We start from the raw sequence: 26,776 nt of genomic DNA, 5'->3' as shown, positions 1-26,776 counted from the left end.
GCGACGGAATGGAAGAGCTGGAGCAAATGCTTACCCATGCGCGCCGCACCGCTGACGAATGGAATGACTTCCTCGAAGCCTTCGTCGATGACCAGGAACTCATCGCTCGCATCAAAGCGAAATCTCCGCGGTAACAACCGGGCGGTTACTAATCGCCCACCAATAGCCACTCTGTATCCGCATGACTCCATCTCCAAACGTGTTCGTTCGGCCGCAGACTGCGTGAGCAGGTCAGCGGGCCAGTTGATATGTTCAAGGAGTTTTGTTGGTGCTGCTCGTTGTCTACGACGTAAGGGCTCCCCCATCGTCGGTTATCACGCGGCTTAGCCAAGATGCCCAGGGCCGCTTCTCAAGGCACGGCATGGAATTTATCCGGCGCGGTCAGGCAGTCAAGAGCGCTACAAACCTAGGCTATGAAGTTGATGATCTAGCCGCCGCCGCCGAAACCATCTGGCCCGACGACCTGTCAGGGATGCTCTCGGCAGCCTTAGCGCAGCACTAGGACCCGCAATCCGCCCCGAGCGGGAGTTCATTTGCGAGAGCAGCTAAGGCAGCTTTGAGTCTGCTCGGTGCCGTGGCGCCGCCAACAGGATTGGCGTAATCCGCATTGCGACGTGGGAACGACATGCCTGCTATTATCAGAGCCGCCACCATTGCCGACTTGCCGCGCATGGTCGATCTCTTGTTGGAGGATGCTAGGCAAAGACACGCTCTCAACCCGACACTCTGGGCGATTGCAGATGGTGCACATGAGAGGGTGGAGGAGGCGGTGAGATTCGCTTTGGAGGCGGACAAGCAGCCATTCCGGCAGAGATGGCTCGTTGCCGAGGGGGATGACGCGCTCGTCGGTCTCCTTCCTTGACGGCATCGAAAGGTCAGGGGAGCTAGAAGGCGCTATTTTGAAGTTTGTAATAGGGTCGACATTTCCCGACCGGCTTTGCACTGCCTAAGCGTAACTGCGAATCTGAACCTTGCTGAACCACGCGCCGCTGGCGGTCGACGGGTGGCATCGTTAGGGTTTGGCGAGACTCACTTTCTTTCCAATATGATCGCGCCATAAGCCGAGCCGCTTTATTCGATATTCAACAAGTTCCGGTGAGGTCCCGAAGAAGGATGCGATCTCAGGGGCACTTTTGCCATCCGAGACCATACGCTTGATCGCGTCTCGTGGAAGCAAAGTTGCCGATGCCAAGAAATAAGCGTCGTGCTCTTCAGCGCTATCATATGTTCGACCGAAGCAGCCAGCAATCTTAGCTATCTTGGTTAGCTTGTGCCCGGCAAGAATATGCCAATACTCCTCAAGTAGCGTCACTCTTTGTCTCTCAACGGTATGGTAGTCGTTTAAAAAGACAACCCAGCTATCCTGATCGGAATTCAAGGGAACGCTCATAGCGGACCACTCGCCGCGCGACGGTCCAGCAAGCGTGTTTTTTGCCTTTCCGGAGATACAGGAGGATTCCCGCAATCGTTCTACCGTAACAGAATCAACAATCAAATAAAATGGATCCAGCGGATCGCTTTTCTTCAACCCTAACTCTTTTCGGAAATCTTCGGCCGTCTGCTCTAGCTCCTCCTTAGACATGGCGATAACTTCAGCATCTATCGGCGCGCTGCTCGGTTCTGATATATCACCCTTAGTGTAGTGCTGACGAAGACACACGGCTGCGTGCAGTAGGGTTTGCACAGTCCCGGAGGACGCGTTTTTGCCAGCGCGGAAGTGGACGAATGCCACCCGATCAAAGCCAAGCTCGTGTTCATCGGCATCAGGGCCGAGCCACTCGAGCAGCCTAATTTTGGAATTGTTGTCGGGCGATCCGTCGCCCCGCTCGATGCGGGCCAGCGTGGAGAAGCTGATCCCCACAATCCCCGATAATGCCCTTATACTAAGACCTTCGCGTTCCCGCTTCTCGCGGACCGCTCCGACGAGCTTTTCTTCGAATTCGTTCATGTTCACCATTGTGCGATCAGCACACCTTGACACACTCCGCTCCAGAATGCATCCTGTGCTGGTGACACAGACTCGCACATCGGCAAGCAAAATGGAAGTGTTGTTGACCGACGATGCGCGGGCTGAGTTGCAGCGGATTGGCGACGGTTTGGACGCGCGCCAGCCCGTGGGGGTAAGGGACCGGGGAATCGTAATTCTCGGCCCACAGCCCACATCACCGACTGTCCAGGAGAAAAGTAATGAGCAACAGCAAGGAGCGGGAGGACCCGCAGCCCGATCACGGCAAGGGTCCACCAGACGGCAAAGGTCGTCCGATCGATCACGGGCGCCCCGTGCCGGATCACGGATCGTCGGCCTCGCCGGCAAATACGCCGGGCAGCTAGAGAATGTGCAACGGGCATACCCCGGAGCAACTCTCCTCCCCGATGACCATGGAGTATGGCTTCTCGCTCGCAGCCAAGTCATAGATGGTTTAGCGCGAGAAGCCATATTCCTTATTGCCTTACCAGAAACACCAGCGGTCGAGCCGCGTGGATGGGCGTTCTGGGAGCAAGATGGGCAGGTCGAATGGATCGGCCCGCGACATACCAATTTCCCTGACGGCTCGGTCTGCGCTTATCACCCCATGCTCGACAAAGCTTGGTCGCCAGGTGGTGATTTGTGCACGTTGCTCGACCTTTATAGCGTATGGGCGCTTCGTCACCTTCATTTGGTGGTGTTTGATCGGTGGCCGGGACGCCAGTATGCGATGCCTGATGAACTGGGCCAATCTGATCCCTATTATCGGCTAACTCAGTTTAAGGAGGCCGAGCTTTGCAGCTGCGGATCAAATCGGCACTATGGCGAATGCTGCCGGCCGCATGACCTGAAACTGCCCTTTCTGTCAATTCTGCACGCCTTCAAAAGGCGTAATCTCGGTCTCGGCATCCTTGATCGAGCGCCCCCCGCCGAAATTCCAGCGTTGATCGCCCAAGGAGGACAAAAACCTCCACCTTCCATGTTAGAGGTTCACTCTACTCTGCGGGTGCATGTCGCGGACGTCAGCCGGAATCAGTAGCTCTACATCCGTAAGAGATGCACGATCGGGTCAGAGGGAGAAGCATGCCGCTCCTGACGAAATCCCCAATGCCAGGTGCCGACGACTTCCGAGCCCTCGAACCAAGTCGAAAAGTTCAGCTTCGGAAAATGCAGCACGCGGGCCGCCCACCATATTTTCTCAATATCGTGGTCGCCTGGACCCTTTGCCCATGGGGTCCAGCCATTGCATAGCCGTTGCGCCAATTCGCTGTTTCGCATCTTCATTCCTACGGAATGATGGATAAAATAACGGGGTATATCCGTCGGAATAGGGAAGTCTACGGACTGCCAGCAGGTGGAATTTGGCAGAATTTACCAGATTTGTTCATCACTCTTGCACCAAATTCAACTTTAGGAGATGCTAACTCGGCCTTGGGAGGGCTGGGGGATGAGAATAAAAGCATTTGTGGCACTTAGTGCCACGGCAGCGCTGGACGGCTGCCAAACAAGCAATCAAGCTGACTACATGCAAATAGGCTACGGGCCTAGTTTCGACGTCGCCCACGCTCAATGCGAAATGCATAAGGGGTCGGTTGACCAAGGCTATATTGCTATCGGGTCCCCGGGCTTTGTTGCGGGGGCCGGAATCGGCAATGCCCTCGGCAACTTGGCTGCCGAAGACCAGTATATGAAGAACTGCCTCATCCTAAGCGGGTGGAAGCGTGCCCCGCATGGCCAGAGTGCCACGGCAGCTCCAGCCGTTGCTGGTGGCGCGCCACCGACACCCTATGGGATCCAGCGCGCACCTGGCAGCTGGATCAATACGGCGCTGCTGGACTGGTCAGGCGCGAATAACAAGTGCGTCGCCGGCGACAAGGCCGCGTGTGGGACTCGAGCGAAGCTTGGTGCGCAACTGAGAGCCGCCGGCATAAACCCGGCGCCGGTCTAGGGGCCATGCAGTGGAACCTGGCGATCTGCCTTGGCATCGTTCTGGCATTGAGCGGCTGCGCAGCGGATTATCTCAATCACTACGACAGCGTGACGCTCTCTGCCGGCGACGCCAATCGCGCCAATAGCCTCGCCCAGACAGTCGACCCGTTCAACCCGAACAGTCAGAACACGCATATCGAGGGCGACGGCCAGCGAACAGCTGGAGTCATCCAGGCCTTTCGCGGAATCCCGCTGACACCGCCAGGCCAAGGTGCGCGCCAAGGTGGCGGCGGGGACTCTGGCAATCATCCATGCGATCTGCGCAATGGGGTTGACAGCCTAGGCCGGGCTTGCGGTGAACGTGCCGCCGAAGCGAAACCGGGCGGCCGCACCGGACATGAGGCGAACTAGCAATGCTGCGTAGAATGCGATCGCCTCGCCGGAGGCCACTTGGCGTGGTGCAAAGGCGCCTGATCTTGGTGACGGTGGCCGCGGCTGGCGCTCTGGCTGCGCAAACGGCCATGCAACACAGCGACCGCATACCTGAGTTCCGTCTGCCGAACTCGACCAGCGCGGGCCTGGCGACGATTGCCGGCGTGGCATCCGTCATCGACGGCGACACGATCGAAATCCACGGACAGCGCATCCGCTTCAACGGCATCGACGCGCCGGAGAGCCAGCAGCTTTGTAAAAATGCGAGTGGGGCCGACTATCCCTGCGGCCGGCGATCGGCACAGGCGCTTGACACCTTCCTGGCCGCGTCGAAGCCAGTGCAATGCACATTCGTGACCTGGGATCGCTATCACCGCTTTGTCGGCGACTGCCAGCGTGCCGATGGCGCCAGCGTGGGCGCCTGGATGGTCGAGCACGGCCAGGCGATCGACTGGCCCCGCTACAGCCATGGTGCCTATGCAGCGCAGCAGGGGAAGGCGGAAGCGGCGAAGGTCGGGCTGTGGGTCGGAAAGTTCCAAGCGCCGTGGGAATGGCGCGCCGGGCATGGAGACAATGCCCAACCGGCGGTGAGCCAACCGCTCGGCACCATCAGCCGTCAACAGGTAGCGCAAAGCTACTCATGCCAGCCGCGGCGGAAATGCTCGCAAATCAGCTCGTGCGACGAGGCTCAATGGTATCTCAGTAATTGTCCGTGGGGCGGCAAGCTCGACCGGGATGGCGACGGGCAGGCGTGCGAAACCTTATGCTAGGAATGGCGACGATGACAGCGAGACTAATTGGACTGGCTGTGGCTTTGTGCCTGCCCTTTCAGATGGTTGCGCTTGCGGCGGGAGAACCGACTGTGGTCTCCTGCAAGTTTGAGCACCTGCCTCCGATGCTGCTAACGTTCCGTGGCGGGATGGGAGCTAACGACAATACTCTGCAAGTCGGACAAAACCCGCCCGTTTCGTTAAGCGTCGGATCAAGTTTGATGGTTGCCGAAATAGGGGCACAGGAGCTGACGTTTTCCCTTCGAATGCCCACCTCTGTTTCAATAGCCGCGCCTGGGAATGACGTCATCACATACTACGGAGACTGCATTAGCTCCCTACAACCGCGAGGATAACCGGTGCGGCTACTTCTAAGGGCTGATGCAGCCGAGCGGCGCAACTGGCTGGATTTATTCTCGGCTCCGTTCGACCCTTCCGTTGAGGTGCTTAGTCAGGACGGGCAAGAGCATCTTGTTTTGAATGTGGCGCGGTTGGGCGCTAGTGCCACGCCCCGAGAAGCCTTTGACGCTGGTAAGTTGGCCGTCAGGGAAATGAATGCCATCGTGGCCGGAATCGTTGGCAAATCAAATGTGACGTTGACCGGAACGGTTCGCTCGTTCGGGGACCGATTATTGGTAGATTTCATCATGGAGACCGAGACCGCGCATTTTAGATTTGGCGCCGGGGCGGCCAGGTTTCAGATCCTTGACCAGCATGGTGAGCCGATCGTCGAGGAAGCGGCACCATCGATCGCGCAAGAGAGATACAAAGCCGCTGCCGCCCAACCCATTCTTGCTGAAGCGTTGGCCTATTCAGCCGTAGCCCCTGACTGGTTTGATCTCTACAAAGCGTGCGAGTGTCTCCTGGCCGGAGGCGTCAAACTCGATAGCGGAATGAAGGAGGTCAAACAGACCGCTAACGCCTTTCGCCATAGAGCCAACGGCAGTTCCCGGTTGCCCCCAAATCCGCCAAGCCTCCTCGACGCTGTGAGACGAACGAGAGCCTGCATAAACCGGGAGTTGGACCGCTAGGGAAGACCTGTCAGCGAATGACGACAGCGCCCCTTAGACGATTGACCTATGGACGCCGCCGTCGACGCGCAAAGCAGCGCCACTTGTCGCCGAAGCCTGCTCCGAGCAGACATAGACGACCAAACCACGCCGAGCTTACCGCCAGCCAACTGCCCATCCAGGAAGGGTCGCCATCAACCCGCATCTGACCCACGCGCCGAAAATGGTCGATCGCTGCCGAATATGCCGGATCGCCACTACGCAGACTGTTTAGTGTCTGCGCAGCCGCGACCGTGATCTCAATGGTGATATCGCCTCGCTCGCCAGGACGAACGCCAACCCTGAACGACGGTTCTCCATCGACGATGTCGAAGCGAATGCCTTGAACTGCACCCTTGGAAAGTTCGACACCGTCCATGTAGCGTTCGAAAAATGACACATTCAGCTCAGCCGGCAAAACGGCCCGCCTCGTGCGGGCAGTTTTGATACTCGGCTGGGCTGGCCATCGATTTGCCTTGGCTCAGGGGCCTGCCCTGCAAGGAGGCAAAGCCGACACCGCGGGACAAAAAACCAATCCTGTCCCCGCAACCAATTTCATCATAAATCAATAGCCGTCTCGGTCTAACCGGGGCGGCTTCGTTGCTGGATGTACACGCAACCGCCGTGACCTGTGACATGCTCCCGTTCTGTCCGCGTCTTTAAGTTAGCTCTGTTCACGGTTTAGGTGCTCCCCGTCTTTGGATCGCCCCGGACCGGAACTTCCGGGATGTCGTTCTTTCAACGGATGTCTGTGCCGCCTGGATATGCCTTGCGCGGGGGGATCGTAGCCGATGCGGCGCCGGGTCGCCGCCATGATCGCATGTCGAAGGCGAGCCTTCGACCCTTGGAAGAATACGCCGGCCGGATCAAACTATCCCCGCGCGCATGGTCGACTGCGAGCAAAACCTAGGGCCACCAGCGCGAGACGGTTTTGATGGCCTCTATCGCGCCTGTGACATTGGCGCCGTCCGCCGATGCGGCAATGATGGGCGCCGCCTCGCCAACCAGCTTCAGAGCCCCGATCCTGGGCCGCTGCGCGATGTCTCGGGCAAGGCTATTGTTGCTCGCGCTCGCCGTCCAGAGCATCTCGCTCAGCCGCGCAACCTCCGGTGCATCTCCTTTCGCGGCAGCCTCGCCCATCGGCTTCATCCACGCCCGCTCGGGGATTTCGCGTGAAAGTGCCTCGACTGCGCCTGACACACTCTCGCAAAACGATGCGCTCTCGGCCACTTCGGCGCGCAACGCAAGCCGGTCGTCAAGCGGAACCGCATGATGGACCGTCTCTGGGCCAAGCAGTTTGGCGCCCAACTCGCGCTCGCTTGCAAGCGGTATTTCAGCCAGGGCCCGGTAGGCGTCTTCGCGCCGACCAAGCGCTCCCATCTCCAAAGCGATGCCGAGATAGGCGCGTGCTCTGGTCTCGATTGAACCGATCCTTGCGGCAACCTGCCCCGCCGCCTCCATGTTGCCCGCCGAGGCTAGCCGTATGCCCAACTCGTGCAATTCATCGTCGCGCGCGGCCGGAGCGTTGATGCCGCAAACGGCGTTTACAGCAAGCTCGACATAGCCCAGATCTGCAGCGCGGCGCGCGGCGCGGCCGACGATGCGCGCATGCAGGTCCGCGTTTCGGATGCGGGTTGTGGCAGAAAGCATTGCTTCCACTTCGTCGGGCGACTTCAGCTTGGTCATCGTCAGCGTCAGTGCTTCGACGACCCACCACTCGCTATGGCGGTTTGAGGCAGCCTCCACGAACGCAGACAACCGACCCGCGCTGATTGCCCCGATCAGGTCAATCATGATCTCGGTCAAGCTGGAGAGCTGTCGTCCGACCGCTTCCCGATCTGCATAAGTCGCCAGCAGATTTTCGGGATATTCTGACGGAAGGAAGGGCATGAGCTTATAGACGGCCGCAGTCTGCTGGTTCAAGTCATTGTTTAGAAAATATTCCTCAAGAAGAGACTTCAGCATTTCTTGATCGGTCAATACATGCAGGCCGATGCGCATGATTGAGTCATACTCAAAATCCGAGTCCGCCGGCCGCATCTTGGACATGGCTTCCGTCCAAAGTGCCTTTGGATCGGTACGGAGTGAATAGAGGGCCAACTCCGACGACCAATAGAAATGCCTCGAAAGGCAAGAAAGCAATTTTTCCTGCTTCAACCCCTCTAGCCGACCCGTCTCGAGCGCGGCGAAGAAGTCCGTCCTGAAGTCGACGGCGCTGATGGTTCCAGCCAGGGTTTCAATGTCGCTGTCAGCAGCCAGGGTTGGCAATTTCCCGAGAGCTTCGGAAAGACCAATCTCATAGATGAAGTCGTCTGATGATGTTGGCGTCGACGACACGTCGGTGGCGATGTCCAGGTCACGAACCTCGAACTCTGGAATGAGGCCAATCCTGTGTAATGCGTTGAGGCGCTTTTGCGCCTCCTCCCGAAACTCATGCGGCGTGTTCATCGCCAAGGCTGTGGCAATGGTGATCGCAAGGCTTTCACTTTGCGATCGGTCGCCGACGATCAAACCGGTGAGATCGAAGCTTTCGGGAGCGGACGTGTCTTCGTGAGTGGCGATTTGTATGGAACCGTTTTGCTGTTGCCGGTGAGCGCCGGTCGCTTCGAACGGATCGCTCGGGAAACTCAGGCCGACGCCATCTCGCGCTTGTGGAAGGCGTTGCCCTTCCGGCAGTGGGCGGGCCAACGCGAAGCATTCGTCGATCGTCGAAAACGTCTCCGCAAACAGCCTTTGCAGCATCTGCGACGGGCAATAAGGGATACATCGCGCCAAAATCTCAGCCTTGGCCAATCCGACGGGCCATTCGCTGATCTTTGCCAGGCTGAGCGCCATGACCGGGGCCCTCAGCGACTCCGGTAGGGCGATCAGGAACGTGACCTGATTTGAAGGGCCAGCACACCACTGCACAATCTCACGCAGCAGCGCCTCTTGTTGCGCCATTGGAACGAGCTCCACAAGCGCCGCGGCAAGAACGGTGCGCCTTGCGGTGGGCGCCTCTCCGAGCAAGGTCTCTTTTGCGCTCGAGATCGCGGCGCCCACGATATCGGGCAAATCCGATTGGTCTTGCGGTCCGTTGTCAAGCAGGCTCGTGACTGCCTTGGCAAGGCTTACCAGGAGTTCGAGCCGCTTGTCGCTGCTGTCCTCGCTTACAACCCAATAATAGCCTTTCGCAGCTGTCCATATCCGGCTTCTGACGAGCGAGCCAAGCACCGCGGGAGACAGACGGCGAGCGCCGGATATCGATGACAGGCAGAACGCCCATAGCATTTGCTCGGTCGCGAATTCCGGGCCCTGCTTGATCGCAAGGGCAAGCATCTTTTCCAGATCGGCCCGATAGCTGGCAAGTTCTCCCTGCTGGTCTTTGATCTGAAACCAGATGTTGCGGCCACCGGCGTCTTCGGCAGAGAGGAGGTCACGCAAGGTGTTAAAATCGTTTGCCTGGGCAAGATGCCATGCGAGATGATCATGGATATAGCCATCATCGGGAATGGCGGTGAGCGGCCCGGGATGGGTCTTGCGGTAATTGCGAACAACGCCGGCATGCGCTTCCGGCCTGGGAAGGCCGAGCCCGCTGGGCGGCGGCAGACCGAGCCGCTTTTGTGCGGCATCCCTGAGGAGGGCGTGCATGGCGTAGGCACTGTCGGCCTTCTGCAAGAGGGCGTCATCCTGCAGGGCGTTCAAGATCATCGTCGCGGCTTTTATGGGTTTACCAAGAAAATGGGCAGCGATCGCAGCATCGAACTTTACGCCATCCGGCATCATGCCCAGGCGTATGAATGCTTCCCACAGAGGCTGGTCGCGAGCCGCCAGCAGATTGATACTGAGCGCAAGGCACTTGTCGATCGCCAGGCGCCCTGGCGACGACACGCCGTGGTCTTCTTCGTCGACCTCGACAGCGAGAAGTTGGTCGCGAATGTCCGACAGTGAATAGCCTCGGCCGGCCAGGGCTCCGGCAAGCTCGAGGGCAAGCGGCAGGTGTCCAAGTTCGCTGACAAGCAGCCTCGCGCCCTCTTCTGCGGTTGCGTCCAGAGATGCGCCAGCCGAGCGCTTCTTCAGCAGCATGAGCGACTCGTCGTCGCTCATCGCGTTCAGCGTCCAGATCTTGGCGCCGACGCGATCGGCCACATGCGCCAGGCGGGTCGTCAGCAGGGTACGGCATGCCGAACCGCCGACGAGAAGCGGCTGGGCGTCGGCCTCGTCCCATGCATCGTCGATGACGATCAGCATCGACTTGTTCTGAAGCAGGGTACGCAGATATGTGCTGCCGCTTTCCAGCGACAACGGCACGTCCAATTTCTCACCGAGCGAGCGCAACCAATAGGTCATCGTCTGAAGCAGATGCGGCGTCTGGCCAAGGCTGGTCCACAGCACCCCGTCGGGGAAACGTTCACGCACCCTGTCCGAGCGCGCGGCAGCGATTGCAATGCTGGTCTTTCCCACGCCACCCAGCCCATGCACCGCGGCAATGGCCAGCGCTTGGTTTGAACTCTCATCGGAGACAAGTCTTGAGACCAGATCGTCCAGGTCGCCGCTTCGCTCGACATAGTGGGACGGTAAGGGCGGTATCTGCTGGGAAAAGCGCCCCGATTCCTGTCCACGTGCGCCGCGGGCGTTGTCGTTTTCAAGTCGTTTTTGGGCATCAACCGCACGCTGCCAGGCAGGGTTGGCGCCCACGCGGTTCACGCCGAGACTGTCCAGCGCTCGACCTAGCCGCTCGGCTGGGACAATCCATCCGCCAAGGTCTGTGCGGCGGTCGCGCGTGGCAGTCACCATACCGGACACGCCCAGTGTGTTCATGTTGAGCAGGGGGCCGCCGCTGAACCCCGGTTCGATCTGTCCGCCTTTGAGCTTGCCTTCGGATTCCGTGGCGCCGCCGGCGCGGCGATAGAACGTTTCGCCCTCAAATGTCGCGCTGAATTGGTCAAACTCGTCGCGTCCGGTTCGCGCCGGAAAGCCGATGCCAATAACCGGGTCGGACACGCGCATATTGGGGTCGAGTTCGACAAAATCGTTGTCGGTTGACCCGACCTTGACGAGCGCGATGTCATCACCAGGCAGCCGCGCGATCACCTCGCCGTCTTCTTGGTGGAGCGAACCGTCGCTTCGCCATTGCTTCACAGCCAGGATATTGCCCTCAATGCCGCCGACCACAGATGGCAGGTCACCAAGATGTCCGGGGTGATGAAAAAGCCCGCACCTGGGCGCTTGCCCATGATCTGGCGGCACCATGAGCGCAAATGGGCGACGATAGGGTCAGACATCGTGTTGAGCTGGTCTAGGTCTCGGCGTGGGCCCACTCCATGCTGATCTTAAGGTTCGCCTTTGTGCTGCCGCGGGCAATCAGGGCGACGAGCTTGCCCTCCTCGAGACCGAACTCGATGCCGACTTCGACCGTCGCCTTGCTGGGCTGGGCCTTCTTGATCGCGCTGCCGATGTGGTGCGCGATTTCTCCCACCAGGGTCGTCACACGTTCGAAGGGTATGGAATCCAGGAGGCCGACATCTTCACGCCCGCCCCGGAGTTCGACCTCGATAAAGACACCGGAATCGCCCAGCTGCTGCCACCCTGTCGAGCTCTCGTCCATCCAACTCTTCCTTTGAATTGTTTCGGCCAGCGTGCTTGTCCTGTACGCTGTCGTGATTGAACCTTTTCTTTGAAGTCTAGTCTAGCGCCAAGTTCTCGCGAACCACCTCTAGGTGGTTGTTTTCTGAAATGTCGAGACGTTTCGGTTCGCCGGCCAATCCTGCCCGTGGCGCTTGCCCTTGATACCGCCTTCAGCAGGTATTTGCTGGCGAGCAAGTATCGCTGAAGCCTTTGTCAGGGCGTTTGTTGTGTCATGGCGCGCACCATGACATCGGCAATCGCCATTTTCAGCTCGGCTTCCCTCTCGCTTCGCCACGCGGTTCTCAGCATCGCGATGACATCGTCTCGTTGTTTGACAGGCATCCGGAGCAGGGCGGTGACGGCGACGTCGGCCCGGGTCTTGCGCGCCGCCATGTCCTGCGCGCAGCAAGCGAGCGTACGATAGAGGGCTTCAGCGTCAAGCCCGCGGGGGCTGTCTCGCGCCAGCAGCATGGCGGCCGCGGCCACAGTCTCCTGGAGGCGTGACGGCTGAACGCCGAACCGTTTTGCGCCGGCCAACGCTGTCTCGAGGAAATTGAGGATGGCCTGATGGGTGTGAAGATCGCGATCGGCTTTGCCGCCGATCACGGCGCGCGAGATCGCGACGAGATGGGTTGACGTCAGCCCTGCGGCGAGCTCGATCTCGCCCGCGGCTTCACCTTTATCCTCATTTGTGTAGGAAATCCTCGCCGTCTCAGGGGATGCTGCGTCCGCCAGGAGGGAGCGCAGGACCTCCTGCTCGCCCGCCGTCATCGGTGCGCCCGATCGGGCGAGCAGTCCAACCTGCTCGACCTGTAGATCATTTGGCGGCAACGGACCGGTATTGCTATCGGGAGCCGCCCTCCCAGCGATAAGTGTTGCAAGCGGAGGCCTTCCCGCGGCAGGGTCGCCTAGAACGAGCCGCAGGGCTTCTTGCTGCCCGCCAGGGTCGTTGGCGGCCCCGCGTTCCGTAGCATAGTCGAGCAGTCTGACCAGAACCGGAGAGGGCAGCGACCGATAGGCTGCGATCGCCTCGAGCCAACCACGCGCGTTGACGAAGGCGCGTCGTCGGGACGCCTGGTCACCGGAAAATCCTAGGCTGTCGAGAACCCATGCGATTTCAGCGTCCGGCAATGCGCCATGCGCGGCAAGCTCGCGCAGCGCAACGCGCCCTTGATCTGACTTCGCGCGGGCGTGCGCCCATGCGACGACCTTCGCAGGGGATCCTGCGGCCCCCAGGCTTGCCAGAACGTGCACCGCGACGTCCGAGCAGCCGTCCATTAACGAGACCAGTTGACTGCGCTCCTGTGGCGTGACCGCTTCCAGGGAAAGCGCTCCCCGGCGAGCGGCCACCGCCGAAGCAAGCTCCACCAGAGCCGCCATCTCCGAAGAGGTCGGCCGCTCGGTGAAGCGAGCCGCAACACGCTCGGCCGTCAGAGGTTCCCCCGGCGCGCCAAGGGTCTCGCGATATCGCTTGTTCCACACAGCATTGGCGGTCGTGAACATTCGTACCAGATCCGCAACTTGATCGAACCCGATTGCAGCGTCGGTCCGCGCCGCTGCCGCCAGGCCGCGCATCCAGACTTTGTAGTCCGCGGGATCCGAGATCAGGTACGTCAAGAAGAGGTCGGAAGCGGAGCCGGCGGGTTCTTCTGCACTGCAAGAGCCCGGGGCGAGATAGTCCTTCCATTGCAGTTTCCAGACATCAGGCAAGGAGCGCTCGGGTTGCAGGAGTGCGATCTCGGCTGCCATTTCCGTCGACGAGGCGTATGCCGGCGCCGGCGTAGGGATGATCACATGGCTCGTCGTCGTCAGATAATCGATAGCGTCCGCAAAACCGAGACGCACCCTCCAGAGGGTCGCCGTCTCGTCATCCAGATAATCGTCAACAAACACGTCGGCCCATCGCCGGGTACCGCCGGCGCCAAGGCCCGGCCAGGCATGTATTCCCTGTTCGTCAAGCAACGCCGCCTGCAGGTCCGCATCCTTCAGCTGCGATTGCGCCGCATCAGTTTCCACCCGCCGTGCCCAGGGTCCGATGTTCAGCGGCGATAGCCATTTCGGCCCGGCTCGCAATTCGACGGAGCCAGACGGGTTTATGGCGGGGCGCCAGGTGACTGCCGAGGTCGTGGCGATCGCCAGTGCTGCCACGCATGCTGTCGCCAGACCGATCTGACGAGACCTGAGCAAGAGCGTCTGGTAGGTCGTCAAGGATTTCTGCCGCCCGGCCTCAGTCGTGATAGTCGCCAGTTCGAGAAGCTCGCCTGCTGCTCCGAAAATCAAGGGTTCCTGGGCGGCGCTCCCCTTCAGCCCAAAGGCGTGGCGGGCAACGTCACTGGCAACTTCGCTGAAAAAGTCGCCGGAAACCACCTTGGTGCGGCCCGCAGCATTTGGATGGTCGGTCAACGCCTTGATGAGAGCGTCGGCAAAGAGCGACCGCCGGAAAAAAGGGTCCTCCCAGCTCTTTTGATCCGCTTTCGACGAGGTGAGGCAGAATTGCCCGCTTCCCGAGTCGGGCCTTCTGAACAAGGCTGTCTCGGCCCCGAACAGCCCTGCGTGGCAGGCATCGAGCAGAAAGAGAGTGCTGTCAGCGGGAATTCCGGAAATCAAGTTGTCCAGGTCTGCGGCGCCAGCCTTGGCGTCTTGCGGCCGCTCGCCGTGGAACAGGAATTCGAAAGCCTCGCCTCGCGCCCTGCCATGACCAGCCAGGTAGACGATCAGGACGTCGAACTTGCCGGTCTGTGAAGAGATGAGTTCCCGAACGTTCACCAAACTTGCGGCGGCGTCGACGGCACAGATGTGCTTCGACCCCTCGTCCGGCCACATTCTGGAAAAAAGCTCCGACAGCTCCTGAGCGCCGCTCGCGAGGTATCGCAGGGGCCGCTCGGTCGACTCAAGCACGGCGGCGGGGTAGGCCGATATGCCGACGCAGACGCTGAGCGCAGTCGACGGCCTCATCCTCTCAGGAAATCACGAACGCTGGACTGACTGGCGCCCATACCGCCCGCCTTGTCGGGGGCGGCCTTTATGAGCTTTTGCAGCAGCATCGGTGCTGCCAGTCCGATCTGAAAGGCGATAAGGGCGTCGGCATGGCCGCCAAGTTGAAGCCATGAAAGCCCGCCACCCAGAATGATCATTGCGAGCGTGATCAGCCAATAAAACAAGCTCTTGGCATAGTTGGGAAGGTTGGGATTCTCCCGCAGGCCCCACCAATGCAGCAATTCGTTCGCTGCACCTCCACCCACCCCGACACCGAACACTGCAAGCTCAGATTCAAGCACCATCTCATCGCCTCCACCTCATTTGGCTATATTAGTCGAATTTTGTCGGCGGCGCGATCTTCGCAGACGCCAGGACCGCAACCCAGCGCAGTTCCGCGCGGCGGCTGACCTCTACAGGGAGCGATCGACGCGATGAAACGATGGATGCGGACGAACTCACGCGGCGCATTGAGACGGAAGTGCTAGACCCGAACCGCGAGAGCAGTTTTCTCGCGAAGCTGGGCGCCTTCGACGCTTTTAAGCAGTACGGGTTCTATGTTGACGTCGATGATCAAACCCACTTCCAGCCTACGAAGGTAATTTACCGCAAAGATGCGGAATACTTACTCGCTGAGGCCTCGCAAGCCATCGTTTTGGTCAAGGAGGTCCCGGCCGTGCATTTTGTTGCGTGCGGAATGTACCTTGAGGAGGAAGCGCCCAAGCGCGATCCGAAAATGATGCGCGAAATCCGCGAGCTAATGGCATCACGAAAGGTGCGGCCGGCCATGCCGGAAAACCAATCCTAGAAGAAGAGCCGCCTCAGGAACTTCTTCAACCGATTGTCCCGCGCAAGCGGCAGCTTGGGCCTCGACAGCCACCAAAGCACCATCGCCAGCAAAGCGGTCAAGACAGTCACAATGTTAGCGGCGTCCTGCATACCGATCCGCCACGATTCCACACTCCACATGGTTGACTCCTATCGAAACCATGCTGAGCAATTTAAACACGATTGCTTAACATTCCCTTCGCGCACGCGCGTTTCCGTTTACTTTTTTTACATGTCTTTAATCACTCATTAATCAACATAAACGCTAGTCCTGGCAGACACTTAGCGAGTTGGGAGGCAGAGAGTGCACCACTCTTGCCGTCCGAGCAGTAAAAAATATTCCGAAAAACATTTAGTGGTTAATGCCTGTTTGGCTGCCCGTTCCGGGATGATTCGCGGTCAATTCGAAGGCGCTAAGGTATGAGCTCGCTCAAAGCCAAAATGCTGCGGCACAAGCTGGAGGGAAAGCTTGCCCGTGCGGATGACGCCGGATTCCTGCAACTCATGTGGGCCACGGTCATCATGCAGTCGGGCAACCCCGGACCGGCTATGGCCTATATCAAAGCGCCCAAAGACGCCATCACGGATGACCCACGTTCGAAACAGATCATCCGGAAATGGGAAATCGAAACACTCATCAATCTCCTCCTGACTTCACCTAAGGCTCCAGCGCACCGATATGCGCACCATGAGTTGAAGAAGGGTATCCACCAGGTTCTGACCATCGACAACTTCGACTCGGTTGGTTCTGTTATCAACCTTCTGAGGGAACTTGAGAATGCCGAGCACGAGGGGCGTATCTCCAATGAGAATATCCTTCAGGAGCTAAGCCGTATCGCCCAGCGCCAATTCCATTGGCAGGGAGGGGGATATTTTCATCCAGAGGCGATCAGGCGAACCCTGTTTGTATACGCCCACGAAGAAGCCAGAGAGTATTTTGAGGTAAGGAACGGCTTCACCATCGATGACCTGACTTTGATGTGCGTCGGCCTGACATTCGAATTCATGCTTCAACCGTGGCTGATCGCGCCGAAGCACGACATCCTTTCCAGCCGCAAGGAAGCACTCGCAAAGGTATTGGGTGCCGTGTCACTGCCAATCCCAGCGGCGCGCAAGACAGCCTTGGCACTCCGCAACGAGATGATTGCTGGTGGTTACCATGGATGACTGGTTGCGGCTTGACACCTACGTGCGGGCAGAGGTCGTGAAGGAAGCCCATCGGGTCGCAGACAAATATCCCGAGATAGAGCCCGCCGACCGGCGCCCTGTCGTTTTCACATCGGCCCACCAACTCGCTGAAACTCTTGCACTCACCGACGAGCAAGGCTGGTACACCGCGCTCACCAATGCGGCGACCGAGAAGTACCAAGGCTACGACCTAAGTTCGATCCTAGAGGAGCTTGGGGTGCTCGCCGAACGAAAGGCGTTCCCCTTTAACATGGAAGAGGTCATGCCTTGGCAAAAGGAATTGCCCAAATAGCGTCATTTTCACCCCCGCCTTGTGGTAGCGGGCGGCGATGACCCAATCCAGCAACCGAGCCTTCGACCTGACAGCGGTGGTCGGCGATTTGCATCCGACGCGGCACAAGGATCTCGTCCGCGCAATAAAGGCGTTCCATGCCGTGGAGTCTGTGGGGCTCGACCTAAAAGATGCTGCCGAATCCATCGCCTTCCTCCAAAAAATCGACCGGGAGGTCTCTGACGAGACCTTGGGCCTCGGTAAAGCGCTGCTCGTCCACGCGATCGTCGTCTACTCCCGCGCCACACACACCAAGGCAATAAACAGGTTCAATGTCGGGGTTATGGGCGGCTACGACCAGGCATTGAAAGCAAAACATGCCGAGGTCATAACTCTTCGTGACAAGTGCATTGCCCACTTCGGACCAGGTAAAGATCTCTGGCACGATGAGCGCGTAATCTACGTCGAGAAAGAGACGGAAAATGGCCTTCACCTGGTCCATCGCCGGACCAATTTTAGCGCGAAGGTGATAGCCGACCTGCATGACCTCCTGACGGCCGCGATCCGCCGAGGGAAAGAACTCGAAAGGGAGCGAGCCATTGATCTCGGTGCCCTAATCACCGATGCGGACAACGAGGCCTGGGCTGCCATCGACCGAAACCAATTTGATATGGCGGCTTTCTTTCACACCAAGGGCGTCGAGATTTGGCAAGAGGGCGCTTTCTCGCAGGACCTTTGGGAGCGTGGCCCAACTAGGCGCTGAACAGTGAAAAGCACCATCACGCGATTACGTGAGCTTTGAGCCAGCACGGGCGGATTAAAACCGCCCGTGCTGAGGGCTCGGGCTACCGCCACGCGCCGCGCTGTGGGCCGAGTACCTCGTCCTGCACAGATTGGTGGTGCGGCTTGCGATGCGCGACGAGCTGTGCCGGCGCTTCATGATAATCCCCGGCGTTGGTCCCATCACCGCGCTCAGCTTCAGCACGGCGATCGAGAATCCGGCGCGCTTCCGTCGCTCGCGCGATGTCGCCGCTTACTTCCGCCTGACGTCGACGTGTTGGCAGTCTGGAACCTCGATCGACATCCAGGGCCGGATCAGCAAAGCCGGTGATGGCGATGTCCGTCGACCGCTCTACGAGGCTGCATCGGCAATGCTGACCCGCTTCAAGGGCAGCGATCTCATCAAGACCTGGGGACTGAAACTTGCGAAGACAAAATGCCACGCGAAAGCGCGTGTCGCGGTGGCGCGAAAGCTCGCCGTGGCGATGTATGCGATGTGGCGAGACGGCACAACCTACGTTGGCGATGTAACAGCCGAACAGCATGACGTCGACGCTTGCAGCGCCGGGAAGGGTCGGCGGTTGAGCTACGCGAACTAATGGTGAAGACACCGAAACAGCCGTCCTGGTGACGGCGCGAACGAGCTAGGAGCTCCGCGCGAGCGGATGAGAGATGGTACAGACCTTGGAAACGGGAAGCACGATATGGCCGGCGCCGTCGGACCACGCACGAATGCCTGTGAATGCTGCCCCGTAAATCCAGTAGCGACATGTGCCGCGGCGGTTCGAACGCTGCTTCAAAGCAACTCAATGTCCTCGTCGACGAGCCCGGAAGAGTGCACGGCGTACCAGATCTCGACAACTTCGCAGAGCTTCGCAGCCTGGCGTGGAAAAGAGTGCGTTTTATTGCTATTAAGGAGAAAGGGCGATGGACTCGAACGAAATCGACCCAAAATAAGACTGTCGCCCGTAATCGGGGCGAGCGCCTCGCCGAGCAGCAAAACTGTGCGTCGACCGCGGATCAACTGGCGATCGCCGACGACTCGGCGGCAAAATCTGCGCCTGTGAAGCAACGCAGGAGGCGAACGATGGAATTCTTTTGCGGACTGGACGTAGCGATGGACGAGACAGCGGTGTGCGTCGTCGACGATCATGGCGTGGTGCATCTCGAGACGACGGCGGTGACAGATCCAGATGCGCTGTTTGCGGTTTTGAAGCCGTTTTTGCCGCGGCTGCGTCGCGTCGGCCACGAGGCGGGATCACTGTCGCCCTGGCTGCATCCCGAGCTCAAGAAACTCGGCCTGCCGGCCGTCTGCCTGGACGCAGCACGTGCGCGCCGCGATGTCGGCGCAACGCAACAAGACTGACAAGGCCGATGCGCTCGGCATCGCCCATATCATGCGCACCGGCTGGTTCCGACAAGCTCATATCAAGTCGGAAAGCTGCGACCGGACGAAGCTTCTGCTGACGCACCGGCGCAATCTGAAGGCCAAGTTCCTCGACCTGGAGAACGCCATCCGACACTCGCTGAAGTCGTTCGGCATCCGTCTTAGCAAGGTCGGGCGAGGGGCCTTTGACCAAGCGGTGCGCGCGGCCGTGGCTGACGATCCGCTGTCTGCCGAACTGATGGACGCCATGCTGTCGGCGCGCGCAGCGCTGTGGTAGGGCTTGCGCTATCCATGAGATGGCGGTGCATGCAAGCCTGGGACTGCTGCCCATCTCGGTCCGGAGCGCAAGACGAACGCGGATGTCGAAAGAAGTCATCAAAGTCGAAACTCTGGAGATCGCTCTCTGTTCTGACGGCACCGCGATCTGGCGTCTCATCTTTGCGCGCATTCCCACCGATGAAGGGATCAGTGGGCTGGCCGAAATCGGCCTAGCCGGTGGAACCGCGTTCGCGGCTATCGATAGCTTCGAACCCCAGTCAACAGGAGCAAAAGAGGTCTTTGCATGCGCCGAAACGTACAGTGGAAATTGTGCTTGGAAAACGACTTGCCTCCGATCATGTCGAACTCGCGGAGTTCTTTCGAAAGACCTATGGACCGACCGGGGCCTATGCAAATCCGTTCGAAGGCAGCCAAAGCTGGGCCGGAGCAAGACCTGAGCTTCGTGCACTCGCCTACGACTCAAGCGGTGTAGCGGCCCGCCTGAGCTTACTGCGCCGTTTCATCAAAGTTGACGGAGTCGGCCTGCTGGTGGCTGAACTAGGCTTGTATGGAGTGCGGCCGGATCTTGAGGGACTCGGTATCGCCCATTCGATCCATGTCATGCGTCCAACACTGCAGGAGTTTCAATTCCCATTCGCTTTCGGTACAGTTTGGCACGAGATTCGGAAACACATTGAGCGGTTTGGTCGACACGGTCTGCTGAGCGTCGCGTCGGGGATTACCGTACGATCCACACTGCCACACGCGCGTATCGACCTGCCGCCCACGCGGGTCGAGAATCAACATCTCCTCGTTGTGCCTGTTGGACGGCCAATCTCCGAATGGCCCGCCGGTACCATAATCGACCGGAACGGACCAGAGCTATGAGCCAGCTCGACTGCTCGCCCGAGTTCGGCGGCATACATCCACATGGCGGATAAGAAGCATGCGATTCAAGGGACTTGATCTAAATCTCCTGGTCGCGCTCGACGCCCTGATGACCGAGCGTAGCCTCACGGCGGCGGCACGCAGTGTCAAGCTCAGTCAGCCAGCCATGAGCGCGGCCGTCGCTCGGCTACGCGCCTATTTCCAAGATGAGCTGTTTACGATGGCTGGCCGCGAATTTACCCCTACCCCGCGTGCCGAAGAGCTCGCGCCCGCGGTGCGCGAGGCTCTGCAGCACATACAGCAATCCATTATTTCCTGGGAGCCGTTTAACCCGGCCCAATCAGATCGTTGCTTCAGGATCGTTCTCTCCGACTACGTCACGCTCGTGTTTTTTGAAAGGGTCATGGAGCGTGTGGCGCGAGAAGCTCCCGCCGTCAGCTTCGAATTTCGGCCGCACACCGACGACAATGAGGACCTTATCCGGCGCGGCGACGTCGATCTTCTAATTCTCCCGGAAAAGTTCAGGTCAAATGCTCATCCTCGAGGAAGACTGTTTGACGATGTACATGTGTGTGTGGGCTGCCGCTCGAACAAACAGCTGTCAGAGCCACTTACCTTCGAGAGATACATGTCGATGGGGCACGTTGCGGTCAAGTTCGGGAATACGCAGAGGTCGGGAATTGACGAATGGTATTTGCACGAGCACGGTCACAAGAGACGTATCGACGTCGTCGTACAGGGCTTCAGCATGATTCCGCACATGGTGTCGGACACCCAGCGCATAGGAACCATGCCCCTACGGCTGGCGCGGCATTTAGCAAAAACAATACCCCTCCAAATCGTTTCGCTTCCGCTGCGACTACTCCTTCCGTTCACTGAGGTCGTTCAATGGCCTGCGCTTCACGATAATGATCCGGCAAGCCTCTGGATGCGCGAGATACTATTCGAGGAGGCGTCTTGTATGGCTTCGCCGCTTGCAACGGCCGAGCCGCTCTTCGACCGGACCAGCACGAATGTCCAGCTCACTTCCAATGCGCAAATTTCATCAGAGCCAGAACTGTAGAACGGGGCGGCACGGCACTTGGCCGACGAAGCGCGTCAATGCTGCCTGTAAGCTTGTCCGTTCTCACGTGGCTAGGCGGCCGCGTCGATCATGATGAGATATCTCTCCGAGTCACCCGTAAAAGCTCAAACGCTGCGGTGAGTTTGCGGGCCGTCGGCCCCTGTTGCGGCTGATATACAAAAATTGTGATCGATGATCCGCATCGGTTCATCCGCTCTCGCGCGACCGTGTGGCCACCTTTGCTGACGCCGAGGCGGCATCAGTTCGGCAGTTCGATCGGCCTAACTGGGCGCATCACGCAACCAACGCGACATGTCTGCCCGTGAGGCTCTGTGCGAAGGCCGCGGCCGCCATGTTGCTACACTCCAGACGCAGTTCGCAGCTGAAGGGGTAAGGGCTCAAGATTACCAAGAAGCACCCGATCCTGTGCCAACGGAGCAGTCGGGTGGCAAATTTCCATTTGGAGGGTGATGTGCCGGTAATGTGCGCCAGGGTTTCTTCTGATCCTACAGTCGGCTGAGCGGTTGGCGATGTTTGGCGGAGAACGGGGTGGTGGATAATCGACAATGGCCTCGGTGGGGGATTGGCGGCGTTGCGGGTAGGCGCTGATCTCGTGCGCGGCGAAGGCCGCCAGGTTCGGCTCGCTGTAGCAGTGGACATCAGCTAAGGCCGCAGGACAGGCTGAAATGGGGCGCACAGCGAATCTCGGCAAAAGCTCAGAAAGCAAATCGTCGGGTGGGTAAGAAGTTTCAGGCAGCCTGCTGCGGGCACTGAAAAGCTTAGCCGAATGAGGGCGCTGTTTTGCACGGCACACGACCTCATCCAGCTCGCCCGAACTGCATGAACGGCTATCGTTCGTGCAATGCACGATGCCACAGCTATTCAGACAGGCTCCTACGTGCACCTGAACGGCCCGTGCTCTTGAGCGGTGTCATGCGAGATGCCTCCTCTAGCATGATCGTCCGCATCCAGATGCTTGCGGGATCACTATTGTGAAGGGCGGGCCATTGGACAGCCTCGGTGAACGTGGAGATGGGCAGCCAAAGGTCGAAGATCCGCAGGGGTATTGTTTTCGCGAAATGGTCAACCAGTCGTAACGGCATGATAGCTATTCGGTCGGTGTGGAACAGTATTGGCGGGATCATGCTGAACGCCTGCACGACGACCTCGATACGCCTGTTGAAACCTTGCCCGCGCAAAAGCCACTCATCGAGCGCGGCGGGGACCCGCGTAAGTCCGAAGTGAACCGCAACGTGGCCCATCTCCATGTATCTCTCGAATGTAAGCTGCCGGGATGGCTCTTTATTCGTGCGACAACCAACGCACACCAGTTTGTCGTCAAACAATGCGGCTTTCGGATGCGCACTCGACATAAAGGGTTCCGGCACAATCAGAAAGTCGAGATCACCGCGCCGAAGAAGCCCAGGGGGATCGTCTGCGACAGCGAGCAGTTCGAAGCTGACGGCGGGAGCTTCCCGCGCGAGACGCTCCACGATCTTTTGAAGAAATACCAATATCATGAAATCGGAAAGACTTATCCTAAAACGGCGATTGGATTGAGCGGGGTTGAACTCGTCCCAGTGAATAATGGAGAGCTGGACCTGCAGAAGAACCTCGCGGACTGGGACCGTGAGCCCTTCCGCCCGAGGGGTCAGGACAAGTTCGCGGCCCTTCATAATAAATAGGTCATCACAGAAATAGGCGCGCAACCGAGCGATCGCTGCGCTCATGGCTGGCTGACTGAGGTTGATGCTGCGTGCCGCCGCAGTGAGGTTCCGCGCGGTCAGCAGAGCATTGAGTGCGACGAGGAGATTTAGATCCAGACCCTTGAAACGCATCTGCCGGTTATATCCACAAAGTGAATGCATGTCATCCAAACAATCGATTTTACCAATCGCAGGCGATGCTGCACTAGGAACCCGAAATGAACGGCGGGCTCAAGAAGGACGGCAAGTTTTGAGAGAGTCCATCAGTGCTGGAGCCATGTATTACGCAGGTTCTGCCAGCCAATTGGCTAGCATCCCAACCGCGAGAGTCTGACGTGCTCCAATTCACGCGGCTTCAACCGCGTGATGCATGCCCTAGGAAAATACAACAAAGGAGGTCTTTGCATGCGCTCTCGGGTGCGGTGGAAGCTGTGCTGGGAAAACGAGTTGCAGCTGTCTGACCATATCGAACTCACTGAGTTCTTTCGAAGGACCTATGGACCGACCGGGGCCTTTAATGCCAAGCCATTCGAAGGCAGTCGAAGTTGGGCCGGAGCTAGACCTGAGCTCCGTGCAATCGCCTATGACTCGAGCGGTGTTGCGGCACATATAGGCGTGCTGCGCCGTTTCATCAAAATCGATGCCGTCGATCTGCTAGTGGCTGAAGTCGGATTGTACGGGGTGCGTCCGGATCTTGAGGGGCTCGGAATCAGCTATTCAATCCGTGCCGTGCTTCCAGTCCTGCAGGAGCTCGGCGTTGCATTCGGCTTCGGCACCGTTCGGCCCGCGCTGCACAAACACATTGCAAGATTCGGGCGACACGGTGCGGTGTTCGTCAAGTCGGGCATTCGCGTGCGCTCCACCCTTCCTGACGCGCGTCTCGACAAACCGCCCACACGCATCGAGGACCCGCTTGTCATCGTTTTGCCGGTTGGACGCCCGATCTCCGATTGGCCTGCCGGCGCAATGATTGAACGGAACGGACCAGAGCTTTGAGCCACTTCGACTGTTTATCCGAAGTGCACAGCGAGTGCGCGGACGGTACTGGCCAACCCAGCGTCTATTTGACGTTTGACGACGGGCCTCATCCGTTTTGCACACCGGAGGTGCTCGATGTGCTGGCCGAACACCGCGTGCCGGCGACCTTCTTCGTCATCGGCACCTACGCGGCAGACCAGCCGAAACTGATCCAACGAATGATCGCCCAAGGGCATGGGGTCGCGAACCACACCATGACTCACCCTGATCTGTCCGAATGCGAACCCGGCGAAGTGCAACGCGAGATATTCGAGGCGAACAGAGCCATCAAAGTGGCTTGTGCTCAGGCTTCGGTGCAGTACATGCGCGCTCCGTATGGCGTCTGGACCGAAGAAGTGATCGCTTCCTCGGCGAGCGCTGGCCTGTCGGCCATCCACTGGTCGGTAGACCCGCGAGATTGGTTTTGTCCCGGCGTGGACGCGATCGTCGATGCGGTGCTGGCCTCCGTCCGACCCGGCGCAATCGTGCTCTTGCACGATGGGTGCCCTCCCAGCGAGATGAAACCGGGCAGTGACGCCAGCTTGCGCAGCCAAACCGTCATGGCGCTATCCCGCATAATTCCAGCATTGCACGACCGCGGATTTGTAACGCGCTCGCTTCCCCAACAGCACTGAAGAAACCAGAGATCTCATGGACCTTCTTGACACAACCAGCACTGTCGCCATCTCATGTTATGCGCTGCTCTCGACCGCATATAAGAGCATGCAGGCCGCTTATGCCCGGCCGCCGAGCGTTTCATCGGTATCGGACGACATAGTCAGCTCCGACCCTTGGCCGAGCGTGGACGTCATCGTTCCCTGCTACAACGAGGACCCGCGCACACTCTTCGCCTGCCTCACTTCGATTTCAACCCAGGAATACGCCGGAAGACTGCGGGTCTATGTCGTTGACGACGGCTCTGGAAATCGGGACGCCGTCGCGCCTGTACACCAGAGCTTCGCGCGCGACCCACGATTCAACTTCATTTTGCTTCCCAAAAATGCCGGAAAGCGCAAGGCGCAGATCGCCGCGATACGCCACTCATCTGGAGCTTTGGTGCTCAATGTCGACTCGGACACGATGCTGGCGTCCGATGTTGTCGCGAAACTTGCGCTGAAGATGCAAGATCCCGCGGTCGGCGCGGCCATGGGACAGTTGACAGCCAGCAACCGGGGCGACACCTGGCTGACCCGGTTGATCGATATGGAGTACTGGCTGGCTTGCAATGAGGAACGGGCGGCGCAGGCTCGCTTCGGCGCCGTGATGTGCTGTTGCGGTCCGTGTGCCATGTACCGTCGGTCCGCACTCCTTTCGCTGCTGGATCAGTATGAGACGCAAACATTTCGGGGGAAACCAAGCGACTTCGGTGAGGATCGCCACCTCACGATCCTAATGCTGAAAGCGGGCCTTCGAACCGAGTACGTCCCCGGCGCCATCGCGGCCACAGTCGTTCCGGACAGCCTGGGGCCTTATCTGCGCCAACAGCTCCGCTGGGCACGCAGTACTTTTCGGGACACCTGGCTTTCACTGAATCTTCTACCGGGCCTCGACCGCTTTCTAACGTTGGACGTGGTCGGACAGAATCTCGGGCCGCTACTTCTCGCCCTGTCGGTATTAACAGGCCTCGCGCAATTCACACTAACGGGCACGGTGCCATGGTGGACAGTCCTGATGATTGTATCGATGACGATCGTGCGCTGCAGCGTCGTGGCGCTTCGTGCTCGTCAACTTCGATTTCTAGGCTTTTCTCTACACACATTCATCAACGTCTTTCTCTTACTTCCCCTGAAAGCCTATGCGTTGTGTACATTGAGCAATAGCGATTGGCTGTCGCGCAGCTTCGCTGCCAGCGTGCCAGACAAGGATGGAAAACACACCCCCGTCCAAACCCCGCCCACTGGATCAAGCACTACAAGATTGTCGGGAGATGCGGCGCAGCATCGTATGCGCCATCTTGCACGGGACTGTGCAGCGTTGGTGACTTCCGACGAGTGATAGTTGTGTTATCGAGGTAGACGAATCTTGAAGCAGGACAATAACCATCGACTGTTGGATCGAGAACTGGCCGCGGACGATCCGTGGCTGCTCGATGCCAATCCGTTCGAGCGGGAGCGTCACACGGAAATGCTCCGGCTGTCGCTTTCCCAAGGCTCCATCACAAACGCACTCGAAGTCGGGTGTGCGGCAGGCGCTTTCACGGAAAGACTAGCGCCCCATTGTCAACGGCTCACAGTGATCGACGTCGTGCCGCGCGCGATTGCTCGAACGCGCCAACGGATGAAGGAGCAATCACACATCACATGGGTAGTCGCCGATGTTCAACAGTTCTCGCCTGAGGAACCGTTCGATCTGATCGTCGTGGCAGAGGTTCTCTACTACCTCAGCAGCATAGCCGAGATGCGCTCTGCCATCCGCAACCTTGCGCGGATGCTTGCGCCAGGGGGGCACCTGGTATTCGGGTCTGCACGCGATGCCACTTGCCAGCGCTGGGGCCACGCCGCTGGCGCCGAAACCGTCATGGCCATGCTGAACGAGACGTTGATCGCTGTCGATCATCTGCACTGTCAGGGTGAGCCCCCCAACCAAGACTGCTTACTCGCCCGTTTTCGGAGTCCAGTTCGGCCTCCGGATGAATCGAATTGCCTGCGTTAGACGAGGAGG

19 protein-coding genes and 5 pseudogenes are annotated in these 26,776 nt (G+C 59.1%); 17 read left to right on the top strand and 7 right to left on the bottom strand.

The genetic code is table 11. The annotated features are described in order from the left end of the window. The first annotated feature begins 265 nt into the window (after positions 1-265). Positions 266-502, top strand: coding sequence for a hypothetical protein (locus tag AC04SI_RS27800; protein WP_488475282.1), 237 nt, complete (start codon positions 266-268; stop codon positions 500-502). Positions 503-1,012: 510 nt separating this feature from the next. Here AC04SI_RS27800 and AC04SI_RS27795 read toward each other — a convergent pair. Further along, positions 1,013-1,948: an ImmA/IrrE family metallo-endopeptidase gene (locus AC04SI_RS27795; RefSeq protein WP_488475281.1), complete on the bottom strand. Its 936-nt coding sequence runs from the start codon at positions 1,946-1,948 to the stop codon at positions 1,013-1,015. A 239-nt stretch (positions 1,949-2,187) separates the two neighbouring features. On the opposite strand from AC04SI_RS27795, the gene AC04SI_RS27790 reads away from it, so the two are divergent. The 4 genes from AC04SI_RS27790 to AC04SI_RS27775 all read left to right on the top strand — a co-directional run bounded on the left by AC04SI_RS27790 (position 2,188) and on the right by AC04SI_RS27775 (position 6,128). Beyond that, a complete protein-coding gene (locus AC04SI_RS27790) occupies positions 2,188-2,331 on the top strand; it encodes a hypothetical protein (protein ID WP_488475280.1) in 144 nt (47 codons plus the stop codon). 1,588 nt (positions 2,332-3,919) lie between these two features. After that, positions 3,920-4,306: a hypothetical protein gene (locus AC04SI_RS27785; RefSeq protein WP_031260607.1), complete on the top strand. Its 387-nt coding sequence runs from the start codon at positions 3,920-3,922 to the stop codon at positions 4,304-4,306. A gap of 68 nt (positions 4,307-4,374) precedes the next feature. Beyond that, a complete protein-coding gene (locus AC04SI_RS27780) occupies positions 4,375-5,097 on the top strand; it encodes a thermonuclease family protein (RefSeq protein ID WP_488475284.1) in 723 nt (240 codons plus the stop codon). 359 nt (positions 5,098-5,456) lie between these two features. Then, entirely contained in the window at positions 5,457-6,128 is a 672-nt protein-coding gene (locus AC04SI_RS27775; protein ID WP_488475279.1) for a hypothetical protein, read from the top strand. 33 nt (positions 6,129-6,161) lie between these two features. Here AC04SI_RS27775 and AC04SI_RS27770 read toward each other — a convergent pair. The 5 genes and pseudogenes from AC04SI_RS27770 to AC04SI_RS27750 all read right to left on the bottom strand — a co-directional run. After that, positions 6,162-6,251 (bottom strand): annotated as a pseudogene (locus AC04SI_RS27770) (oxidoreductase); the annotation flags it as partial. 801 nt (positions 6,252-7,052) lie between these two features. After that, a complete protein-coding gene (locus tag AC04SI_RS27765; RefSeq protein ID WP_488475278.1) occupies positions 7,053-11,300 on the bottom strand; it encodes an NB-ARC domain-containing protein in 4,248 nt (1,415 codons plus the stop codon). Positions 11,301-11,424: 124 nt separating this feature from the next. After that, the gene (locus AC04SI_RS27760) at positions 11,425-11,733 is read right to left on the bottom strand and encodes a CU044_2847 family protein (protein WP_027043935.1); all 309 of its coding nucleotides are present in this window, start codon (positions 11,731-11,733) and stop codon (positions 11,425-11,427) included. 233 nt (positions 11,734-11,966) lie between these two features. Then, positions 11,967-14,708 (bottom strand): caspase family protein, encoded by a 2,742-nt coding sequence (locus tag AC04SI_RS27755; RefSeq protein ID WP_488475277.1) that lies wholly within the window; start codon positions 14,706-14,708, stop codon positions 11,967-11,969. Next, positions 14,705-15,034, bottom strand: coding sequence for a hypothetical protein (locus AC04SI_RS27750; protein WP_488475276.1), 330 nt, complete (start codon positions 15,032-15,034; stop codon positions 14,705-14,707). Before AC04SI_RS27750 ends, AC04SI_RS27755 begins: the two co-directional genes overlap by 4 nt. Positions 15,035-15,171: 137 nt before the next feature. On the opposite strand from AC04SI_RS27750, the gene AC04SI_RS27745 reads away from it, so the two are divergent. The 8 genes and pseudogenes from AC04SI_RS27745 to AC04SI_RS27710 all read left to right on the top strand — a co-directional run bounded on the left by AC04SI_RS27745 (position 15,172) and on the right by AC04SI_RS27710 (position 21,392). After that, a complete protein-coding gene (locus AC04SI_RS27745; protein WP_488475275.1) occupies positions 15,172-15,537 on the top strand; it encodes a hypothetical protein in 366 nt (121 codons plus the stop codon). Positions 15,538-15,977: 440 nt separating this feature from the next. Then, the gene (locus tag AC04SI_RS27740) at positions 15,978-16,724 is read left to right on the top strand and encodes a hypothetical protein (RefSeq protein WP_488475274.1); all 747 of its coding nucleotides are present in this window, start codon (positions 15,978-15,980) and stop codon (positions 16,722-16,724) included. Beyond that, positions 16,717-17,037, top strand: coding sequence for a hypothetical protein (locus AC04SI_RS27735; RefSeq protein ID WP_488475273.1), 321 nt, complete (start codon positions 16,717-16,719; stop codon positions 17,035-17,037). Before AC04SI_RS27740 ends, AC04SI_RS27735 begins: the two co-directional genes overlap by 8 nt. A gap of 37 nt (positions 17,038-17,074) precedes the next feature. After that, positions 17,075-17,779: a hypothetical protein gene (locus AC04SI_RS27730; RefSeq protein WP_488475272.1), complete on the top strand. Its 705-nt coding sequence runs from the start codon at positions 17,075-17,077 to the stop codon at positions 17,777-17,779. Positions 17,780-17,861: 82 nt separating this feature from the next. Further along, a pseudogene (locus tag AC04SI_RS27725) lies at positions 17,862-18,395 on the top strand (transposase); the annotation flags it as partial. Between the two features lie 488 nt (positions 18,396-18,883). Further along, positions 18,884-19,457, top strand: a pseudogene (locus AC04SI_RS27720) (IS110 family transposase); the annotation flags it as partial. A 288-nt stretch (positions 19,458-19,745) separates the two neighbouring features. Beyond that, positions 19,746-20,329 (top strand): annotated as a pseudogene (locus tag AC04SI_RS27715) (NodA family N-acyltransferase). Between the two features lie 58 nt (positions 20,330-20,387). Beyond that, a complete protein-coding gene (locus AC04SI_RS27710) occupies positions 20,388-21,392 on the top strand; it encodes a LysR family transcriptional regulator (RefSeq protein WP_488475271.1) in 1,005 nt (334 codons plus the stop codon). 878 nt (positions 21,393-22,270) lie between these two features. On the opposite strand, the gene AC04SI_RS27705 is transcribed toward AC04SI_RS27710, so the two are convergent. Next, the gene (locus tag AC04SI_RS27705) at positions 22,271-23,230 is read right to left on the bottom strand and encodes a LysR family transcriptional regulator (protein ID WP_488475270.1); all 960 of its coding nucleotides are present in this window, start codon (positions 23,228-23,230) and stop codon (positions 22,271-22,273) included. Between the two features lie 273 nt (positions 23,231-23,503). Between AC04SI_RS27705 and AC04SI_RS27700 the strand changes: the two genes are divergently transcribed. The 4 genes and pseudogenes from AC04SI_RS27700 to nodS all read left to right on the top strand — a co-directional run bounded on the left by AC04SI_RS27700 (position 23,504) and on the right by nodS (position 26,767). Beyond that, positions 23,504-24,094 (top strand): NodA family N-acyltransferase, encoded by a 591-nt coding sequence (locus AC04SI_RS27700; protein ID WP_488475269.1) that lies wholly within the window; start codon positions 23,504-23,506, stop codon positions 24,092-24,094. Continuing rightward, complete coding sequence (nodB, locus tag AC04SI_RS27695) at positions 24,091-24,750, top strand: chitooligosaccharide deacetylase NodB (RefSeq protein WP_488475268.1); 660 nt, start codon at positions 24,091-24,093, stop codon at positions 24,748-24,750. Before AC04SI_RS27700 ends, nodB begins: the two co-directional genes overlap by 4 nt. Positions 24,751-24,766: 16 nt before the next feature. Further along, positions 24,767-26,110, top strand: coding sequence for a chitooligosaccharide synthase NodC (gene nodC, locus AC04SI_RS27690; protein ID WP_488475267.1), 1,344 nt, complete (start codon positions 24,767-24,769; stop codon positions 26,108-26,110). A 10-nt stretch (positions 26,111-26,120) separates the two neighbouring features. Continuing rightward, positions 26,121-26,767, top strand: a pseudogene (nodS, locus tag AC04SI_RS27685) (nodulation methyltransferase NodS). Positions 26,768-26,776: the final 9 nt, after the last annotated feature.

This window comes from Mesorhizobium sp. CNPSo 4689 (assembly GCF_057784325.1).
The sequence above is the reverse complement of the archived record's forward strand: the minus strand, read 5'-3'. Positions and strand labels throughout refer to the sequence as shown.

Excerpts from the sequence above, each read along its gene's own strand:
- AC04SI_RS27795 (WP_488475281.1), bottom strand. The coding sequence starts at position 1,948 with ATGAACGAATTCGAAGAAAAGCTCGTCGGAGCGGTCCGCGAGAAGCGG.
- AC04SI_RS27790 (WP_488475280.1), top strand. The coding sequence starts at position 2,188 with ATGAGCAACAGCAAGGAGCGGGAGGACCCGCAGCCCGATCACGGCAAG.
- AC04SI_RS27785 (WP_031260607.1), top strand. The coding sequence starts at position 3,920 with ATGCAGTGGAACCTGGCGATCTGCCTTGGCATCGTTCTGGCATTGAGC.
- AC04SI_RS27760 (WP_027043935.1), bottom strand. The coding sequence starts at position 11,733 with ATGGACGAGAGCTCGACAGGGTGGCAGCAGCTGGGCGATTCCGGTGTC.
- AC04SI_RS27755 (WP_488475277.1), bottom strand. The coding sequence starts at position 14,708 with ATGAGGCCGTCGACTGCGCTCAGCGTCTGCGTCGGCATATCGGCCTAC.
- AC04SI_RS27750 (WP_488475276.1), bottom strand. The coding sequence starts at position 15,034 with ATGGTGCTTGAATCTGAGCTTGCAGTGTTCGGTGTCGGGGTGGGTGGA.
- AC04SI_RS27745 (WP_488475275.1), top strand. The coding sequence starts at position 15,172 with ATGGATGCGGACGAACTCACGCGGCGCATTGAGACGGAAGTGCTAGAC.
- AC04SI_RS27740 (WP_488475274.1), top strand. The coding sequence starts at position 15,978 with ATGAGCTCGCTCAAAGCCAAAATGCTGCGGCACAAGCTGGAGGGAAAG.
- AC04SI_RS27735 (WP_488475273.1), top strand. The coding sequence starts at position 16,717 with ATGGATGACTGGTTGCGGCTTGACACCTACGTGCGGGCAGAGGTCGTG.
- AC04SI_RS27730 (WP_488475272.1), top strand. The coding sequence starts at position 17,075 with ATGACCCAATCCAGCAACCGAGCCTTCGACCTGACAGCGGTGGTCGGC.
- AC04SI_RS27710 (WP_488475271.1), top strand. The coding sequence starts at position 20,388 with ATGCGATTCAAGGGACTTGATCTAAATCTCCTGGTCGCGCTCGACGCC.
- AC04SI_RS27705 (WP_488475270.1), bottom strand. The coding sequence starts at position 23,230 with ATGCGTTTCAAGGGTCTGGATCTAAATCTCCTCGTCGCACTCAATGCT.
- AC04SI_RS27700 (WP_488475269.1), top strand. The coding sequence starts at position 23,504 with ATGCGCTCTCGGGTGCGGTGGAAGCTGTGCTGGGAAAACGAGTTGCAG.
- nodC (WP_488475267.1), top strand. The coding sequence starts at position 24,767 with ATGGACCTTCTTGACACAACCAGCACTGTCGCCATCTCATGTTATGCG.